Annotated in this window: 12 protein-coding genes; 8 read left to right on the top strand and 4 right to left on the bottom strand. The window is 51.3% G+C overall.

The annotated features are described in order from the left end of the window. Positions 1-6: 6 nt before the first annotated feature. A complete protein-coding gene (gene smc, locus HCG48_RS17650; RefSeq protein WP_168570320.1) occupies positions 7-3,732 on the bottom strand; it encodes a chromosome segregation protein SMC in 3,726 nt (1,241 codons plus the stop codon). Between the two features lie 445 nt (positions 3,733-4,177). Between smc and HCG48_RS17645 the strand changes: the two genes are divergently transcribed. From HCG48_RS17645 to HCG48_RS17635, 3 genes are all read left to right on the top strand, one after another. Further along, positions 4,178-6,106, top strand: coding sequence for a P-loop NTPase family protein (locus HCG48_RS17645; RefSeq protein WP_168570319.1), 1,929 nt, complete (start codon positions 4,178-4,180; stop codon positions 6,104-6,106). Between the two features lie 338 nt (positions 6,107-6,444). Continuing rightward, positions 6,445-6,666: a hypothetical protein gene (locus tag HCG48_RS17640; RefSeq protein ID WP_168570318.1), complete on the top strand. Its 222-nt coding sequence runs from the start codon at positions 6,445-6,447 to the stop codon at positions 6,664-6,666. Between the two features lie 127 nt (positions 6,667-6,793). Beyond that, entirely contained in the window at positions 6,794-6,976 is a 183-nt protein-coding gene (locus HCG48_RS17635; RefSeq protein ID WP_168570317.1) for a hypothetical protein, read from the top strand. A gap of 471 nt (positions 6,977-7,447) precedes the next feature. Here HCG48_RS17635 and HCG48_RS26555 read toward each other — a convergent pair whose 3' ends face one another. Next, positions 7,448-7,576, bottom strand: coding sequence for a hypothetical protein (locus HCG48_RS26555; RefSeq protein WP_281362022.1), 129 nt, complete (start codon positions 7,574-7,576; stop codon positions 7,448-7,450). Between the two features lie 402 nt (positions 7,577-7,978). Here HCG48_RS26555 and HCG48_RS17630 point away from each other — a divergent pair, with 402 nt between their 5' ends. The 5 genes from HCG48_RS17630 to HCG48_RS17610 all read left to right on the top strand — a co-directional run bounded on the left by HCG48_RS17630 (position 7,979) and on the right by HCG48_RS17610 (position 14,257). Next, on the top strand, positions 7,979-8,689 hold the full coding sequence (locus tag HCG48_RS17630) for a hypothetical protein (RefSeq protein ID WP_168570316.1): 711 nt from the start codon (positions 7,979-7,981) through the stop codon (positions 8,687-8,689). A gap of 60 nt (positions 8,690-8,749) precedes the next feature. Further along, complete coding sequence (locus tag HCG48_RS17625) at positions 8,750-10,549, top strand: hypothetical protein (protein WP_168570315.1); 1,800 nt, start codon at positions 8,750-8,752, stop codon at positions 10,547-10,549. A gap of 72 nt (positions 10,550-10,621) precedes the next feature. Next, on the top strand, positions 10,622-12,085 hold the full coding sequence (locus HCG48_RS17620) for a DUF1802 family protein (RefSeq protein ID WP_168570314.1): 1,464 nt from the start codon (positions 10,622-10,624) through the stop codon (positions 12,083-12,085). 318 nt (positions 12,086-12,403) lie between these two features. Beyond that, on the top strand, positions 12,404-13,336 hold the full coding sequence (locus HCG48_RS17615) for an ADP-ribosylglycohydrolase family protein (RefSeq protein WP_168570313.1): 933 nt from the start codon (positions 12,404-12,406) through the stop codon (positions 13,334-13,336). Positions 13,337-13,414: 78 nt separating this feature from the next. After that, complete coding sequence (locus HCG48_RS17610; protein ID WP_168570312.1) at positions 13,415-14,257, top strand: phosphatase PAP2 family protein; 843 nt, start codon at positions 13,415-13,417, stop codon at positions 14,255-14,257. Between the two features lie 128 nt (positions 14,258-14,385). Here HCG48_RS17610 and HCG48_RS17605 read toward each other — a convergent pair whose 3' ends face one another. Both HCG48_RS17605 and HCG48_RS26550 read right to left on the bottom strand, forming a co-directional pair. Beyond that, positions 14,386-14,739, bottom strand: a complete 354-nt coding sequence (locus HCG48_RS17605; RefSeq protein ID WP_168570311.1) for a hypothetical protein — start codon at positions 14,737-14,739, stop codon at positions 14,386-14,388. Positions 14,740-14,831: 92 nt separating this feature from the next. Beyond that, complete coding sequence (locus HCG48_RS26550; RefSeq protein WP_281362021.1) at positions 14,832-14,966, bottom strand: hypothetical protein; 135 nt, start codon at positions 14,964-14,966, stop codon at positions 14,832-14,834. Positions 14,967-15,100: the final 134 nt, after the last annotated feature.

Raw genomic sequence — 15,100 nt, 5'->3', positions numbered from 1 at the left:
CAAAAGTTAAACAGGCGCGCTGTTCGACTCTAGATTTAAGCCGACCACTTGGGTGTGAGCGCCTCTGGCTTGAGTAACGCCAATAACCCGCTCTGCTGCTTTGATCATCGGAGTTTTGTGGCTGACCACAATAAACTGGGCGCGTTGGACCTGTTGTTTAATCATTTTAGCTAATCGCTCTACATTTGCCCCGTCCAAAAACATATCGACTTCGTCAAAAGCGTAGAACGGTGAAGGACGGTAGCGTTGGAGGGCAAAAATAAAACTGAGGGCGGTCATCGATTTTTCACCGCCGGACATGGCGGCGAGGCGTTGAACGGGTTTCCCTTTCGGGTGGGCGACGAGATTTAAGCCACTGGAAAACGGATCTTCTGGGTCGTCGAGTTGAAGGTAACCGTCCCCTTCGGAGAGGTCGGCGAAGATGGTTTGAAAGTTTTCATTGACGGCGTCGAAGGCTTCTTTAAAAGCCCGCAGTCTTAAGGTAGTAAAGTTTTCAATTCGCAGGAGCAGTTCGGTGCGTTCGCCTTCGAGGGTGGCGAGTTTGGATTGTAATTCTTCCAAACGGGTTTGGGTGCGATCGTATTCTTCGAGGGCGAGCATGTTGACGGGTTCCATCGCTTTGAGTTGTTTTTGCAACGATCGCACCTCTTTTTGCAACTCTTGCAGGGCCGTCACCAGGCGATTTTTACTCTCTTCGGGGACGGGGGGCACCGGGTCGGGCAGTTCGGCGCGTCCGGCGGCGATTTGCTCCCGTAAGGCTCCGAGTTGTTCCCGGCGGGCGTCCTGGCTTTCTTGCAGTTTTTGCCCCTGCCATTCGATTTGTTGGCGGGCGAGGTGCAGTTGTCTTAAGGCTTCCTCGGCGCGATCGCGCGCTTGTTTGTCTTCCCCTAATTTGGCTTCAATTTCAGCCAGTTCGCGCCGATTTTGGGCGATGTTTTCGTCAATTTCCCCTAATTTGGCTCGGGTTTGTTCGATGCGACTGTCGAGGTTGATTTGGGCGTGGTTCAGGTCTTCCAATCGTCGCCGGGTTTCTTGGCGTTTTTCGTCGAGCCGTTGTTGCTGGTTGTCGAGGTCCTGGCGGCGACTTTGGGCGGCGCGCAAGGACGCCGAGGCGTCTTGTAATTCGCTTTCGAGTTGGCGCACTTGAGCCTGGATCCCCTGCCATTCGCTGTTCGTCCCCGATTCTTCGAGGGCGCTCAGTTCGTGGCGCCATTGCTGCAAGCGGGCTTCTTGGCTGGGGATTTCGCCGTCGAGGACTTGGAGGCGATCGCGCGCGGCGGTCAATTCTTGGGTATTGTCGGCCAACTGCTGGCGAACTTGCTGCTGTTGGGCGCTCAGGCTATCGATTTCTCCTTGTAACTGCTCGGTTTTGAGCTGGAGTTCCCGTTGCTGCTGTTTGGCGTCGATTAACTCCTGCGATCGCCCCTTGACCTGTTCGGCGGCTTGGGCGATCGCCTCCCCACACCGTTGTAAAATCTGCTCGATCTGCTCCAACCGCTCTTTTAACTCGGTCACTTCCGCCGATTCCGTATCCCCCCCGGTCCCGAAGTGCAAACTAGAACGGTGGGAACTGCTCCCCCCGGTCATGGCGCCGGAGGTTTCGAGCAGTTCGCCGTCGAGGGTGACGATCCGGGTTTTCCCCATGTGCGATCGCGCCGCATCCAGGGTCTCGAACACCACCGTATTGCCGAAAACGTAGGCAAACACTTGCAAGTAGGGGCGATCGCACTCGATCAAATTCACCGCATAATCGACGAATCCGCGCGCCTGTCGCAGTTCGGCGATCGGCGAAAATCGGGGCGGTCGAATCTTATTCAACGGCAAAAAGGTCGCCCGTCCGGCCCGTTTTTGCTTGAGCAGTTGGATCGCCGACGCCGCCACGGCATCATCTTCGACCACCAAATACGCCAACCGTCCTCCGGCGGCGGTTTCCAAGGCTAATTGGTAATGCGGATCGACGCGCCCCAATTCGGCGACCAAACCGCACACCCCCTGCAATCCCGCCTGGACGATTACTTGACTGGCCCCGGTCCCACTGGCTTCGCGCAGGGCTTGGGTTTGGGCTTCGAGTTTGTCGAGACGGCGCTGTTTCTCCCGTTGTTCGTCGAGCAGCCGCTTTTCCGTGTCTTGTTGGGTTTTTAAGTCGTTCTCCGCCGCCGCCAACCCCCCGGCTAAGGATTGTACGCGATCGATCGCCGCCTGGTGGCGCAGGTCCACTTCGCCCAAATTCACCTTTTTTTCGGCGAGTCGGGCGCCGAAGTCTTGCAGGGTTTCGTGTTGTTCCGCGATCGCGCGATCGAGCGATCGCACCCGTTCCCCGAGGCGCGCCTGTTCGGTCCGTTGCGGATCCAAGCTTTTCTGCAAGGTTTCGATCTGGCGGTGTAAGGCGGTTTGTTGCTGCACCCACTCTTCCGAGGCGGCGGCGATCGCGCTGGCCCGTTCCCGGCGGCGATCGAGGTCTTGTTGCAGTTCGTCGCTCAACTGCCGCGCCGATTTCAATTGAGCGTCACTTTCCTGGCGTTCTTGGGCGACTTGCTCTAATTTCTGCTGGTAATGGCCGATTTCCCGCTCGGCTTCGGCAATGTCTCGCTGTTGCTGCTGTTGGCTTTCTTGGAGTTCGTGCAAGCGCTGCCCTTGCTGCTCTTTTTCCGCTTCCCGTTGGGCGAGTACGGACTGTTTCGCCAGCAGTTCTTCCTCTCCCAGGGCTTTCACCCGGGCGTTGAGTTCTTCGAGTCGTTCGTTGGCTTGTTGAATCTCGCCACTGGCGGTGGCGACGCGATCGCGCAATTGGGCCGCTTCGCGATCGCCCGCTTCGATTTGCTCGCGCAACTTCCATTCCTGTTGGTTGAGCTGGTGCCACTGTAGCACCGCTTCGAGCAGTTCTTTCTCTTGGACCTGGGCGCGCAGGGCTTGATATTTCTGCGCTTTATCCCGATCCTTGGCGAGGCGATCGCGCTGGGAAATCAACTCTTGTTCCACAATCCGACAGCGATCCTCGCGCTCTTTCACCTCATCTAACTTATCCTTCGCTTGGGCGATCTTGCGATCGAACGCCGCCACCCCCGCCAGCTCGTCAATAATCGTGCGCCGTTCCCGCGCGTTCATCGAGATAATCGCGGTGACGTCCCCTTGTAAGACTACATTGTACCCTTCCGGATAAATTCGCATCCGGTTCATCTGCTCGTGCAGCTCACTCAAGGTACAAGCTTGACCGTTAATATAGTACGTAGAAGTATACGTCCCCGCTTTCGTCACCCGCAAGCGCCGCGTAATACTCCATTCATTACTCGGATCCGATTCTCGAACCGCTTGCGGATCCGATTCGGCGATCGCCGCCTCATTCCCTGGACTCGCTAAGGTCCCATTTTGCTCTTGCGGTTCTTCACTCGGCTGCACTTGGGCCGGGCCCGGATCGGCGATCGCCTGCGCCTCTTGCAAGTAATCCTCTTCGGTCGGCAACCCTTCGCCTTCGAGATCGAAAGTCACCGTCACACTCGCCTCGACGGTGGTCCGACTGCGCGCGAGGTTATGATTGACCAAATCCGGCAACCGTTCGGCGCGCATCCCCTTCGAGGTAGAAATCCCCAAACAAAAGAGCAACGCATCTAAAATATTCGATTTGCCCGAACCGTTCGGTCCGGTGACCACCGTAAATCCCGGTAACACGGGGATGCTCGTGGTACCGCCAAAAGATTTAAAGTTTGTCAGTTCTAGGCGATTAATATGAACCATGCGAACTTAACAACGGAACGTCGGACAGGAGTTGACCAGCAGTTGAACGATTCTTCACAGGGTAGCACGGTGGCATATTTTCATTAAAGGTGGGCAAGATAGGGAAATTGACGAAGTCACCACTCGCTGAGTCTGGTAGAACGGGCATCTTGCCCGACAGCCATTGACAAGGGACGACTGACCGGGAGTTTTCAAGCGTCCCGAGTCCCTCCATCTAAAATCTAAAACCTAAAATCTCAAATCAAATATTCCCAATCCCTTCGATCGCGGCGAATTTCGAGGCACACTAAATAAAGAGAACTAGTTACCTCTTGCTTTGCGATCGGAAAACTCGTCTCGTATGGCGAGACCCAACGTCACTCCCCCTCAAACCCTGAGAACGTCTAGATCGGCTGTCCTGAGTTGTTTTCTCGCGATTTTATGTAAGGATAAGCCTTTCCCTCCCATGTCTTGTACTTCGGTCAGTTCTGCGATTGTCCATCTCAATGCCGCGATCGCCGCCGCCAATCCGTTCGAGCGCGCGACCCGGGTCACGGAACGGGAAATTTGGTGGGCGACGCCGCCGAATTTAGAAGGGTTGAACCCGGAGGCGATCGCCGCCGTTCTCGATGCGGTGGAACGCGCGCGCAAGCGGATCGAGCCTCTATCTTCGTTGGCGATCCTCGGCGAGACAGGAACGGGGAAAACCCACGCGATCGCCTGCGTCCGCCAACAACTTCAACGCGACCGTCGCGGGTTGCTCGTTTACGTCAATGCGGGTCAATTTAGCGATGTCAATCTCATTCGCTACCAGTTTTTACAAACCGTAGTCGATAGCTTCCGCCATCCGGGTTCTGCCAACTTCATGCAGTGGCAGGATTTGGCGACGGCGATCGCCCTCGAAGCCTTTCAATCCATTTATCCGGAGCGCGATCGCTTTTCGGTGGACTCTCTGGTCAACAAGCTCAACCGTCAAACCCTCTCCAAAAATCAAACCTGGATCGCCCAACTCAGCGAGGCTTTTTTCAAAATTCGACCGACTCTCGGCGATCCGGATCTGGTGCGTGCACTGTTGTGGACTTTGTGTCACGCCCAAGCTCCCTATGCAATCAAGTGGTTGGCGGGCCAAGTGTTGGCGTCGGCGAAGGCGGAGGAACTGGGATTACCCAACCGCAGCCGCGATTACCGCGACGCCCAAGGGTGGGAAATTGTTCTGGAAATTTTCAGTCTCGCCACTCAGTTCTACCCGGTCGTTATCGCCTTCGACCAACTCGACTCGCCGGAAAATAGCGATACGGGATTGAAGCGGGAACGGGTCGTGGCGAGTTTGGTCAAGCGGATTTGGGAAACGTTGCCGATCGCCCGTCTCAACTATGGCGTGGTTTTGGCGATCGCCGCCACGCCGCAGACCTGGTATGAAAAAATTCAGTCCCTCCCGTCGGGAATTGTCGCCTATCTGTCGAAATCTGTCGCTCCGATTCGTTTGCAGGCGATCGATGTTCGGGGAATGCGCGAACTGGTGGGGTTATTCTTGCAGCAATTTTACGATCGCTGTCATTTAATCCCGCCGCGATCGCTCTATCCCTTCGATAGCGACCAACTCGATGCCTTGGCGCGCGAGGAACTCAACGTCCGCGAGTTGTTGGAATGGTGCGCGGAAAATTTTCGCCCGGTGGAGGTAGACCCGTGGGAAGCGGTGCAAATTGCCTTGGATCGCGCCAAGCAGACCGTGGAGGAACGCCAACTGCACGCCGATCGCCGATCGCTCGTCGCGGCGCTGCAATTGGCTTTACAGATGCTTTTAGATCGGTCGATCGCCGGAGTCACCTTAGAAGCGGTGGAATCGATGGAGGCGAGGGATCTGCACGATCGCCGTTACGTTCCCTTACGGGCGATCGTCCGCACCGATGCCGGATCTCACGCGATCGGTCTGGCGATCGTCCCTCGCTTGAATGCGTCCGAATTGCGGGCGACCTTCGCTCGCCTGCTCGATCGCGATCGCCTCGGTCTCGACGGCGCCTGTCTGCTGGCTCCGCAAATTCCCGCTCACTGGCAGTGTCGTCAAGGGTTGGCGCGCTTTATCCGGGGCGATCGCTGTAGCTATATTCCTTTAGATCGAGACGCCCTCACCCCCTTATTGGCCCTTTGGTGGCTCCATCGAGAGCGCCAGCAATGGCAATTGGGCGATCGCGAGATTGTCGAGTTTGTCCGACAGCACCAGTTCCTCGCGGAAAATCCTACGATCTCAGCCATCCTCTCTACGGCGATCGCTCCTTTACCCCAGGCGGTGGAGGGGGACGGCGATCGTCCTTATTTCCCTCCCGATAGGCGATCGAATCCCACCGGAAACGATCGCAATTTACTCAAAATTGACGAGAGTAATGACTCGCCGTAACGGGCGTCCGCCTCCCTGGAGCAGGGGTTAGGGATTTATACTTATTCAAAAAATAACAAGTTCGTCGCGATCGCCAATTGTAAAATGTCCTGATGCTTTAGAGCTGCAGACGGGAATAATGACTCGTATAGGGAAACCCCATCGGAGTTCAACTCGTCAGTTCTGTTTATCCGGCTCGAAGATTACGGATGGCGGCGATCGTGTTTTTAGCGTAGGCCAGATCGAAACCCGTCCCTTCTACAAGCCTTATCGGGTGCCTCAAAACTAGGCTAGTAGGTAGCAGAATTTCTTCATCTGAGCGATCGAATTTTGCCCTTTTGATAAAGAGGCTATTTCTCATGTGTATGTCTTTGGCCATTTCCCTGATTTTTGCCCTCGTCGCCGGGTCGATTTGCCTCGGAACCCGAGATGAAATGATTGCCATTTTGTCCGGCACGATCGCCGCCGTCAGTTCGGTCGTAGTTATTTTCCTCGTCGCTTGGCAGATTCAGCTTCTACTCGTTTGTTTGTTGGTCGGACTATCAAAAGTTTTCGCCGTTGAGGACGCGACCCATGCTTAACTTTTATTCAAATAAACTGATGGTATTTGTAAGGTTTGCTTTATAGTCTGTTACATTGTAATCTACAAACAAAATGAAGGGCGCGGGGATCGAACCCCAGCCCCATCGAAACCAAGAGGATTGGGTTATGTCTCAGATATTTCCAGTCATTGTTCTGGCGATCGCCACCATTGCCATTGCCTATTTCTTAGAGCTATTTGGCGTCATTTTTAGTGGCTTTTCCTTTCTTTTTACCGGAATGCCAGATTGGACTTGGACCGCCGTGTTATTGGTCCTCGTGATTGCCACCTATCGCGCTTTACCTGAGTAAGTCGAAGTGAGTCAGTAAAAATGCTCATTTAACTTGTCAATGGACTCGACCAGTATCAATACTTATTGAGTTGAAAAATTCTCCAAAAATTTTTGAAAATTTTCCCTCCAATAAGTTGGGACGCGATCGAAACTGGAATCGAGTTTGACTTAGACAAAGCCTTCGTCGGTGCGACGGTCCGTTAGACTCACTAATCGCAGACCACGATCTAACAGAACCTTCGGAGGCGATCGCCAAAACCCTTTGTCAAAGAGCCAGAACTCACAGGAAGAAGCACAAGAACACTTGAGGGCCGAGCTGAGTGCGGGAGTTATTGTAGAGATCCGCGCTCTTTCACTCAATGCTCGACCCAGATATCGCTAAAACCGGGGATTTTCGCAAGTTTGAAGTCATAGATTGGCAATCCTCAAAAGATATCCGGGGAGGATCGAGGCTGTCTTTTGAGCCAGATTTTGTAAATTTCACCAACTTTTAAGACCGAGCGACGATCGCCGTCGGCGCGATCGCCTGTTTGGCGTGGAAAATAGCCAAAAATACAAAAATATAGAGATTTCCAGCTATTTCGACCGTAGGAACCGCCGCAATCGCCTTTCCATTCATTTTAACGCGCGATCGTGGCTATTTTAACTCTGGAATCCATCATTTTCAATTCAGCATTGACCGCCAACGGAAATTTTGTATCTTTTATCAGTTCCTACGCACTGTGAATCAAATGTATATTACAAACATAACAAAAACGTTGGCGAGCGCACGTTTCTGCTACGGAGAAGCAAAACCCCCATTTTTGCTTTGAAAATGCGGTAGTTCTCGCCTAAATACCCCGGCGCCCCCCGAACTAAATACCCCGGCGCCCCCAACTAAATACCCCGGCGCCCCCCGAACTAAATACCCCGGCGCCCTCCGAACTTCAAGTGAGTTAGAAAAGTGTTTGAGAACTTTGAAAACAAGATAAGATGCGTTATACGATAAACAGTAATGCTTCAACTAAGGGGTATAAGTAAAATGGCTGCCAGCAAAACTCAAAAAGGACTGAGAGGAACCCCTCAACAGGCTAAAGTTCGCGTCTTGCTGACCCTCTGGGATATGAAAGCTCACCGAGAATCGGTCAAAAAAGGCCAATTAAACAACAGGATCGTCCGCACCAACGAGCGCGCTAAAGATTACTCGCCCATTCTCGAAGAATTAATTGCGCAAGGGGCGATCGCCATTGCCAAAAACAAGGTGACGTTACTCGAACCCGTCGGTTTTGACGCCCTCGACGCCGGGTTGAGAGACCCCGAATTCGAGTTCGACGCACAGCAAGTGAGCAGCAAACTCGGCAACGCTTTACTCGATTGGCTTCGCCAAAGGTACCCCGGCGCCGCACGATCGGCAGGGGTGGCGCCGGATGTTCTCGGCGACGGAGACGGTCATGTACCCGGCGCCGGGATATCTTCTTACGCCGATTTCGAGCGGGTCACCCTCGATCTCTACGAGCAACTCAACCGGGATTACAATTTCGATCGCCTGGTTCCGATTTATCGGCTTCGTCGCGAAATCGGCGATCGCATCTCTCGGTCCGAGTTCAACCAGTGGCTGTTGGAAATGCAAACCAACGACAAAATCCGCTTGCAAGGGAGCAGCCTACCGGATAACGACCCGAGCAAAATTGAAGACTCGATTACCACCGAACTGAGCGGTTTGCGTTGTTATATCAAACGCATTAACGCTTAAATCCCGATTTCCACTCGCTTTTTTCCCGAATTGTTGAATTCTCCTCCTCACCACTAGATTATGAGTCCAGACCACTCCCCCCTCGAACAAATTCACGAAGTTATTCAAACGCACAATCCCTTCCGTCGCGAATTGACTGTCCGACAACAAGAAGTCTGGGGAACCGGATTTCCCGACGTTCCCTCGATTAACGCTCATGCTTCCGATGCCGTCTTTGAGGCGATCGAAAATGTGCGATCGGGTTCGCGTCAAGTCATGGGAATTACCCTTCTCGCCGACCCCGGAGGCGGAAAAACTCACCTCATCAGTCGCATCCGCCATCGCCTGCAAGCCAATGGGGGAGCTTGGTTTATTTACATGGACCAATACGCCAACCTCAACCAAATTTCCCTAGAATTCCTCAAAACCCTCGCAACCAGCCTCAAAAAAACGGGCAGTAAAAATGTGATGCAGTGGCAGGAATTAGCCGCTAATTTAGTGAACCATGCTGAAGCCGAGCAAGATCGGCCCGAAGAAATTGTTGAAAAGGTGCAAAGTTTAGAAAATCCAGCAGCATATATTGAGGCTTTAACCGACTGTATTTTAGATCTACATCCGGATATCGAGAACCCCGATTTAGTTAAAGCGATTCTCTGGACTCTATCGAAGAATAAACATTATGCGATCAACTGGCTCTCCGGCAGAAGTTTGGCACAAAATCGAGCCGAGCAAATGCAGTTAGCCAATCCCAGTGAAGAACAACGGGAAAATGAAATCTTCGAGATGAGTTGTCAAATTCTTGATTTAGTCAGTTACTACAATCCCCTCGTCATTTGTTTCGATCGCTTCGATTCACAAGAAGTCAATGATGCGGGTTATACCCGATTGCAAGTGGTTGCTGATTTCTGTATGGACTTATATGACAAACTTAAAAAAGGGGTACTGATTACTGCCGTCTATCCCGAGATTTGGATAACCCAACTCAAAGCGATGACAAATCCTAAAGCCATTGAAGATCGAATTGCCGAACGCAAAATCGATCTCGACGTTTTAGATGGTGATAGTGCTTTTAATTTAATCGGCACTTATTTATCAGAATTCTACCAACAAAAGAATTTAACGCCACCCCATCCGGTCTATCCGTTCGATCGCGATCGGCTGATAGAACTCGGCAAACAGAAGGCGATCGCCAGAAATATTTTAAAATGGTGTCGCGATAACTGGAGTTTACCGAATGCCGATTCCGGATCGCAAGATCGAGAACCTCAACAAAATCCCGTTGAATCGGCACTCAATAACGAAATCGAACAAGTAGAAGCCGATTCCTTGCTAGATAACGAAGCAAAAATCGCCAAATCACTGCGATTTTGTTTCGAGAGATTGGTGGGATTTTACTTGGAAAATGTCACCATCAAAGAGATCGAAAAAGTTAACCCTCCGAATAAATATGTCGATTTTAAAATCGTCGGGGAAGAAAACGGTCAAATGGTCAAAATTGGCATTGCCGTTCTGCAAGCTTCTGGCGGAACGACCGTCACCGCCGGATTATCTCATTTAGGAAATTATCAAAAATACGATCTGACCCGAGGCTGTTTAGTTCGCTCGAAAGAAGTCAGTCCTAATGCGCGAAGAGCAAGAGAATATTTAAACCGCTTATTGCAAGAACAAGGCGGCGAATGGGTGACATTAAAGTTTGAAGAAATTAAACCCTTAGTCGCGATCGCCGAAGTGTACGACGGTCGCGAGGATTATGGATTAAGCGATACTCAAATATTCGATTATATCGCCGAAACTAAATTCGTTGAAACTAATCCTTTGATTCTCGAAATTTTAAGCGACCCCTCCGGACAAATCCCCGATGATGTCGAAGAAGACAATTAAAAAAACTCCGGTCTAAATTCTTGTAAAATGGGAGTTTTTTAACATGGTTTTTGATTGTTAAAAATAAAAATAATGAGTTTTATTGCTAGCGCTTTATGCGTCCCGTCGCCGGAAATAGAAGCACTGATGCGGGGACGGGCGATCGCGGTTTTATCGCGCCAGTTTTTACAAACCAATCGAGTCTTTGCACTTTATCCCCTCAAGGCTTTACCGGTAGAAATTCCTCTCGAAAACTATTACCGTTCGGGGTTTATCCCGACGGCGCGATCGCAGTGGGACGCAGAAGATCCCGAAACAGCATGGATTCGACTATGGGCAAAATGCGAGTTTTGTCAATCCTTAAATGGGTTGGAAGATCTAGAATCTTTTCTAGAATTTTTAGGGAGTCAAACGATTTGGACGAGTGCAGGATTGGGCGAAATTGTTGAGGGAAAAAATAATTATTTTTTAACTTGTCTTCGCGTTTATAAGTTACCACAAGCGATCGTCTGTCAGCGAGAAGACTCTAATCTTGTTCCCGGTAAATTTATCGGTATTCCCCAGAATTTTAACGGCGATGAATCTCAACCTGTCTTGAGCGATCGCCTCTTTTATCGCCGTCGGGAACAACTCGAAAAACGACAACCTCCCGACCATCCCGAATTAGAATTATTACAAAGCGCGATCGCCGAAATATTGCCGGAAAATGCTAACGCCCAAGGCTTCGATCTCGATTTACAAGTATTTTTAGGCTGGGGTGAATCGACAACAACAACCCAAGACGATCGCGATCGCGACTGGATCGAGGCGATCGCAACAGTCGGCAACTCCAGCGATGGCGATACTTTTGAAAAATTAGTCAGAAAAAGTTTAATTAAACTCGGCTTTTCTAACCGGAATACAAATCCGAAAACCAGTTTACACCCCGACAGTACCGGAGGCGCGGGGGGCTTAGATTTTTATTGTGAAAACCCCTATCCCGTCGTTGGCGAATGCAAAGCGACCCAAGGTGAAAAAGTCCCCGACGGAACCCCAGCCCAACTGGTCAAACTCGGCTACAAACATTTACAACGGCAATACAATCGTTGTATTAAAATAATTATGGCTGCCGGAGAATTGACCGAAGATGCGGAACTAACGGCGAGTGGAAATGAAATGAATGTCATCCGTCCAGAAACCTTACAGCGATTAGTCGATCTCAAATCCCGCCATCCCGGGGCGATCGATTTACTCGACCTCAAACCTCATTTAGAACAAGAACCCCACGGACAAGAAGCCGATGGAAAAGTGAATCGTTATATCGATCGCCTCTGGCAAGATTTGCAGGTGCGATCGCATTTAATTAAATTGGTAAAAAATGCCAACCGCGACGTTGGAATCGAATATCTCAACGGCGCTTACGATGCCTCAAACCCGCCTAAATTGCTTGGAAGTTTGAACGAACTGCACGAAATTTTAATCGAACTGTCTTCCCCTCTCACCGGATATTTAGGGCGTAAAAAAGGGGAAACCTGGCAAGGCGATCGCTTTTACTTCTTGCGGGATCTCGATCTGTAAGTTCAATTGAATATAACACTTCACGATCTGATGAGGTACAGGGCCGATCCCTCTATCCCCCCTTCGCCCCCCTTTCAAAGGGGGGTTGGGGGGATTTCCGGGGGAACGAGCAAAGTAGGGGTTTGGTTACCAAACCCCTACCTGGCGAGGGCGATTTAGGGGGATCTAAATGTCTTGCATAGCAGAGGAAAATGCTGTATAGCATTTTGGGGAGTGCGAGCACCTTTCCGAGAGAATAGCGAGCAAGATACTCCCACTGCTTCGATCTTGTGACATTGTTGCGTCCCATAAAATAAAAAAAATAACTTCACAAAATCGATGGATAAAATAGAGCGCTATCGCGGATCTTTACTCGGTTTGGCGACGGGAGACGCCCTCGGAACGACCCTCGAATTTAAATCGCCGGGAAGCTTCACGCCGATTGACGACCTCATCGGTGGCGGACCGTTCGACTTGGAACCGGGACAGTGGACGGACGATACCTCAATGGCCCTGTGTTTGGCAGAAAGTTTGATCGAATGTCAAGATTTCGACCCTGTAGACCAACTTTCGCGTTACCTGCAATGGTTGGAAACGGGTCATTTGAGCAGTACCGGACGCTGTTTCGATATCGGTCATACGGTTTCTCAAGCTTTATCCCGATTTCAGAAAACCTCAGAAGCCTACTGCGGGTCTGCGGACCCCCGACGGGCGGGGAATGGTTCGATTATGCGCCTGACACCTCTCGTGCTATTTTATGCTAATCGACCGGAGGAGGCGATCGCCCGCGCTGCGGACAGTTCCCGAACGACCCACGGCGCCCGAACCTGTATCGATGCTTGTCGCTATATGGCGGCGTTGCTGGTCGGCGCCCTCAACGGCGTCAGCAAGGCGGAATTACTCGCACCCTCCTACAGTCCGATTCCGGGATATTGGCAGCAATCCCCGTTAATTTCAGCAGAAATCGCGGAAATTGCGGCGGGATCGTTTAAAGAGCGTCAACCGCCCCAAATTCAAGGAACTGGTTACGTGGTCAAGTCTTTAGAGGCGGCATTGTGGGCATTTTATAACAGCGCATCGTTTAAAGAGGGCTGTTTGTTGGCGGTCAATTTAGGCGACGATGCGGACACGACCGGGGCGGTTTACGGACAAATTGCCGGGGCTTTTTATGGCGAAACCGGAATTCCTCGCGAATGGCGATCGCGCCTTAGTTTACAAGCATTAATGATTAAATTTGCCGAAGATTTATTTCATTTGAGCGAGAAAAAATGAGGGGAACTGCTCGATCGGGGTTGCACTGGGGCGGCTTTGGTCGATAATGGCGATCGCAAGGGTCATTGTTGAGCCATTATGGATATTATTACATGGGTTAGAGCCTTTTTTACCGCGCGATCGCTGCCAATTTTTATTGCCATTAGTGCTTTGGGGTCGGAATCGGCGTATATTGTTTTTTTAACCTTATATTATTGGTTATTCGATCCCGATCGCGCCCGCCAATTAGGAATGCTTCTCGGTGTCAGTTATGGAGTCAATACGGGACTGAAAACCTGGGTCGATGCACCGCGTCCGTTTGTAGACCGTCCGGACCTTGCTTTTCCCGAAGTCACCGCCGATATTGATGATGCTTCTTTTCCAAGCGGACACGCCCAAGGGGCGGCAACATTTTGGGTTTATCTCGCCCGATCTTACCAGAGACCTTGGCTGTGGATTGTTGCAGTGCTTCTGATTGCCGCGATCGCCCTTTCTCGCATTTATCTAGGCGTTCACTATTTTTTAGACGTACTTGGGGGCGTCTTATTCGGCACCTTATTCGCCTGGATTTGGGAACGTCGCCCCTTTCCGGAAGTGCGCGATCGCTCCGTCAAGATGGCGATCGTCGGCTTTAGCTTTTTTCTATCGATTATCTTGCCCTCTTTAGGACGCGCCTGTGGCGTTTTTGCCGCTTTCTTTCTAACCCGACCGCAATTTATCCCGCCCCAAACTCGGATAAAACAGTTGTTGTTTGCAGGGGTTGGCTTAATCCTTATTTTCGGGATTTATAAGGGATCGCAATTGCTGTTCGATCGCCTCGACCTCTATCCCTGGCTCGATTATTTTCGGTTTCTCGGTTTAGTCTTAGTCGCTACCGAACTTTGGCCGCGTTTGATGCTAAAAATCGGTCAATGTTCTCCGATTTCGGGCGATCGCCCTTAGAGAACCAATCCCTGTCAAAATGACGATGAAAGAAGATCCAACCTGATGGTAAACTATTGCAAAACTTCGGGTGATGGCGATCGCCTGCAGGCGTTGGAAAACGATCGCTCGCCCTTCACCATTGCAGGCTAATTCGAGAGTTGTTGGAAGCGTAAATCGGCTAAATCGAGCAACCAATGGGCCAGACCGATCCAATCAGCACGAGCGGGTAAGCTCACTTGAGATAGAGTGGCGACCAGACAAGGATCGATTTCGAGTCGATTGCACAGGTGCATGATTCTCACTTCTCTCATGCCGTCACCAAATTGCGTTTCGATCGGGTCGCGATCGCTACAAATCAGAGCGGCCTTGGCGAGCGATCGGGCGCTGTAGTACGAGAGCGGCGCGCCGTTGCCGAGGATGGGAAATACAGCCTCTTGAGCGTTCGCAGAATAGAGCATTAAGGGACGAATGGCGCGGGGAAAAAAGGTGACTGTATCCACGATGTCGTTCTCCAAAAGTTAGCAGTTAGAACAAAAAATCTACAAAATGTTGTGAGAGAAAAATCAATAAAAACAAAAAACCAATTAGTATCTCACGCGACTCGGTTAAACAAGGCAACGGCGACCATTTGCCAGCTTGGGGGCGTTGCCGTCGGCGTGTTCGGTGGCGAGGGTTGGCGGCGAGGGGTCGCTGTCAACTGCAGTTGGGTGTAACTCCACAATTCCATCGGCGTGCTTCTCCGTTCCAGTTCGTTTTCACTCTAAGCCTGTTGACATCTGGGTTTGAGCGAATTGTGTCAGTCTTCGAACTGGTCGGAGATCGGCACTATAAAAAGGCGATCGCGCCGTCCGTTGGAGTGGA

Source organism: Oxynema aestuarii AP17 (assembly GCF_012295525.1).
In the GTDB taxonomy this organism is placed as follows: Bacteria; Cyanobacteriota; Cyanobacteriia; order Cyanobacteriales; family Laspinemataceae; genus Oxynema; species Oxynema aestuarii.
The sequence above is the reverse complement of the archived record's forward strand: the minus strand, read 5'-3'. Positions and strand labels throughout refer to the sequence as shown.

What these genes read in the sequence shown, in the direction of transcription:
- smc (WP_168570320.1), bottom strand. Translation starts at nt 3,732, where the DNA reads ATGGTTCATATTAATCGCCTAGAACTGACAAACTTTAAATCTTTTGGC.
- HCG48_RS17645 (WP_168570319.1), top strand. Translation starts at nt 4,178, where the DNA reads ATGTCTTGTACTTCGGTCAGTTCTGCGATTGTCCATCTCAATGCCGCG.
- HCG48_RS17640 (WP_168570318.1), top strand. Translation starts at nt 6,445, where the DNA reads ATGTGTATGTCTTTGGCCATTTCCCTGATTTTTGCCCTCGTCGCCGGG.
- HCG48_RS17635 (WP_168570317.1), top strand. Translation starts at nt 6,794, where the DNA reads ATGTCTCAGATATTTCCAGTCATTGTTCTGGCGATCGCCACCATTGCC.
- HCG48_RS26555 (WP_281362022.1), bottom strand. Translation starts at nt 7,576, where the DNA reads ATGAATGGAAAGGCGATTGCGGCGGTTCCTACGGTCGAAATAGCTGGA.
- HCG48_RS17630 (WP_168570316.1), top strand. Translation starts at nt 7,979, where the DNA reads ATGGCTGCCAGCAAAACTCAAAAAGGACTGAGAGGAACCCCTCAACAG.
- HCG48_RS17625 (WP_168570315.1), top strand. Translation starts at nt 8,750, where the DNA reads ATGAGTCCAGACCACTCCCCCCTCGAACAAATTCACGAAGTTATTCAA.
- HCG48_RS17620 (WP_168570314.1), top strand. Translation starts at nt 10,622, where the DNA reads ATGAGTTTTATTGCTAGCGCTTTATGCGTCCCGTCGCCGGAAATAGAA.
- HCG48_RS17615 (WP_168570313.1), top strand. Translation starts at nt 12,404, where the DNA reads ATGGATAAAATAGAGCGCTATCGCGGATCTTTACTCGGTTTGGCGACG.
- HCG48_RS17610 (WP_168570312.1), top strand. Translation starts at nt 13,415, where the DNA reads ATGGATATTATTACATGGGTTAGAGCCTTTTTTACCGCGCGATCGCTG.
- HCG48_RS26550 (WP_281362021.1), bottom strand. Translation starts at nt 14,966, where the DNA reads ATGGAATTGTGGAGTTACACCCAACTGCAGTTGACAGCGACCCCTCGC.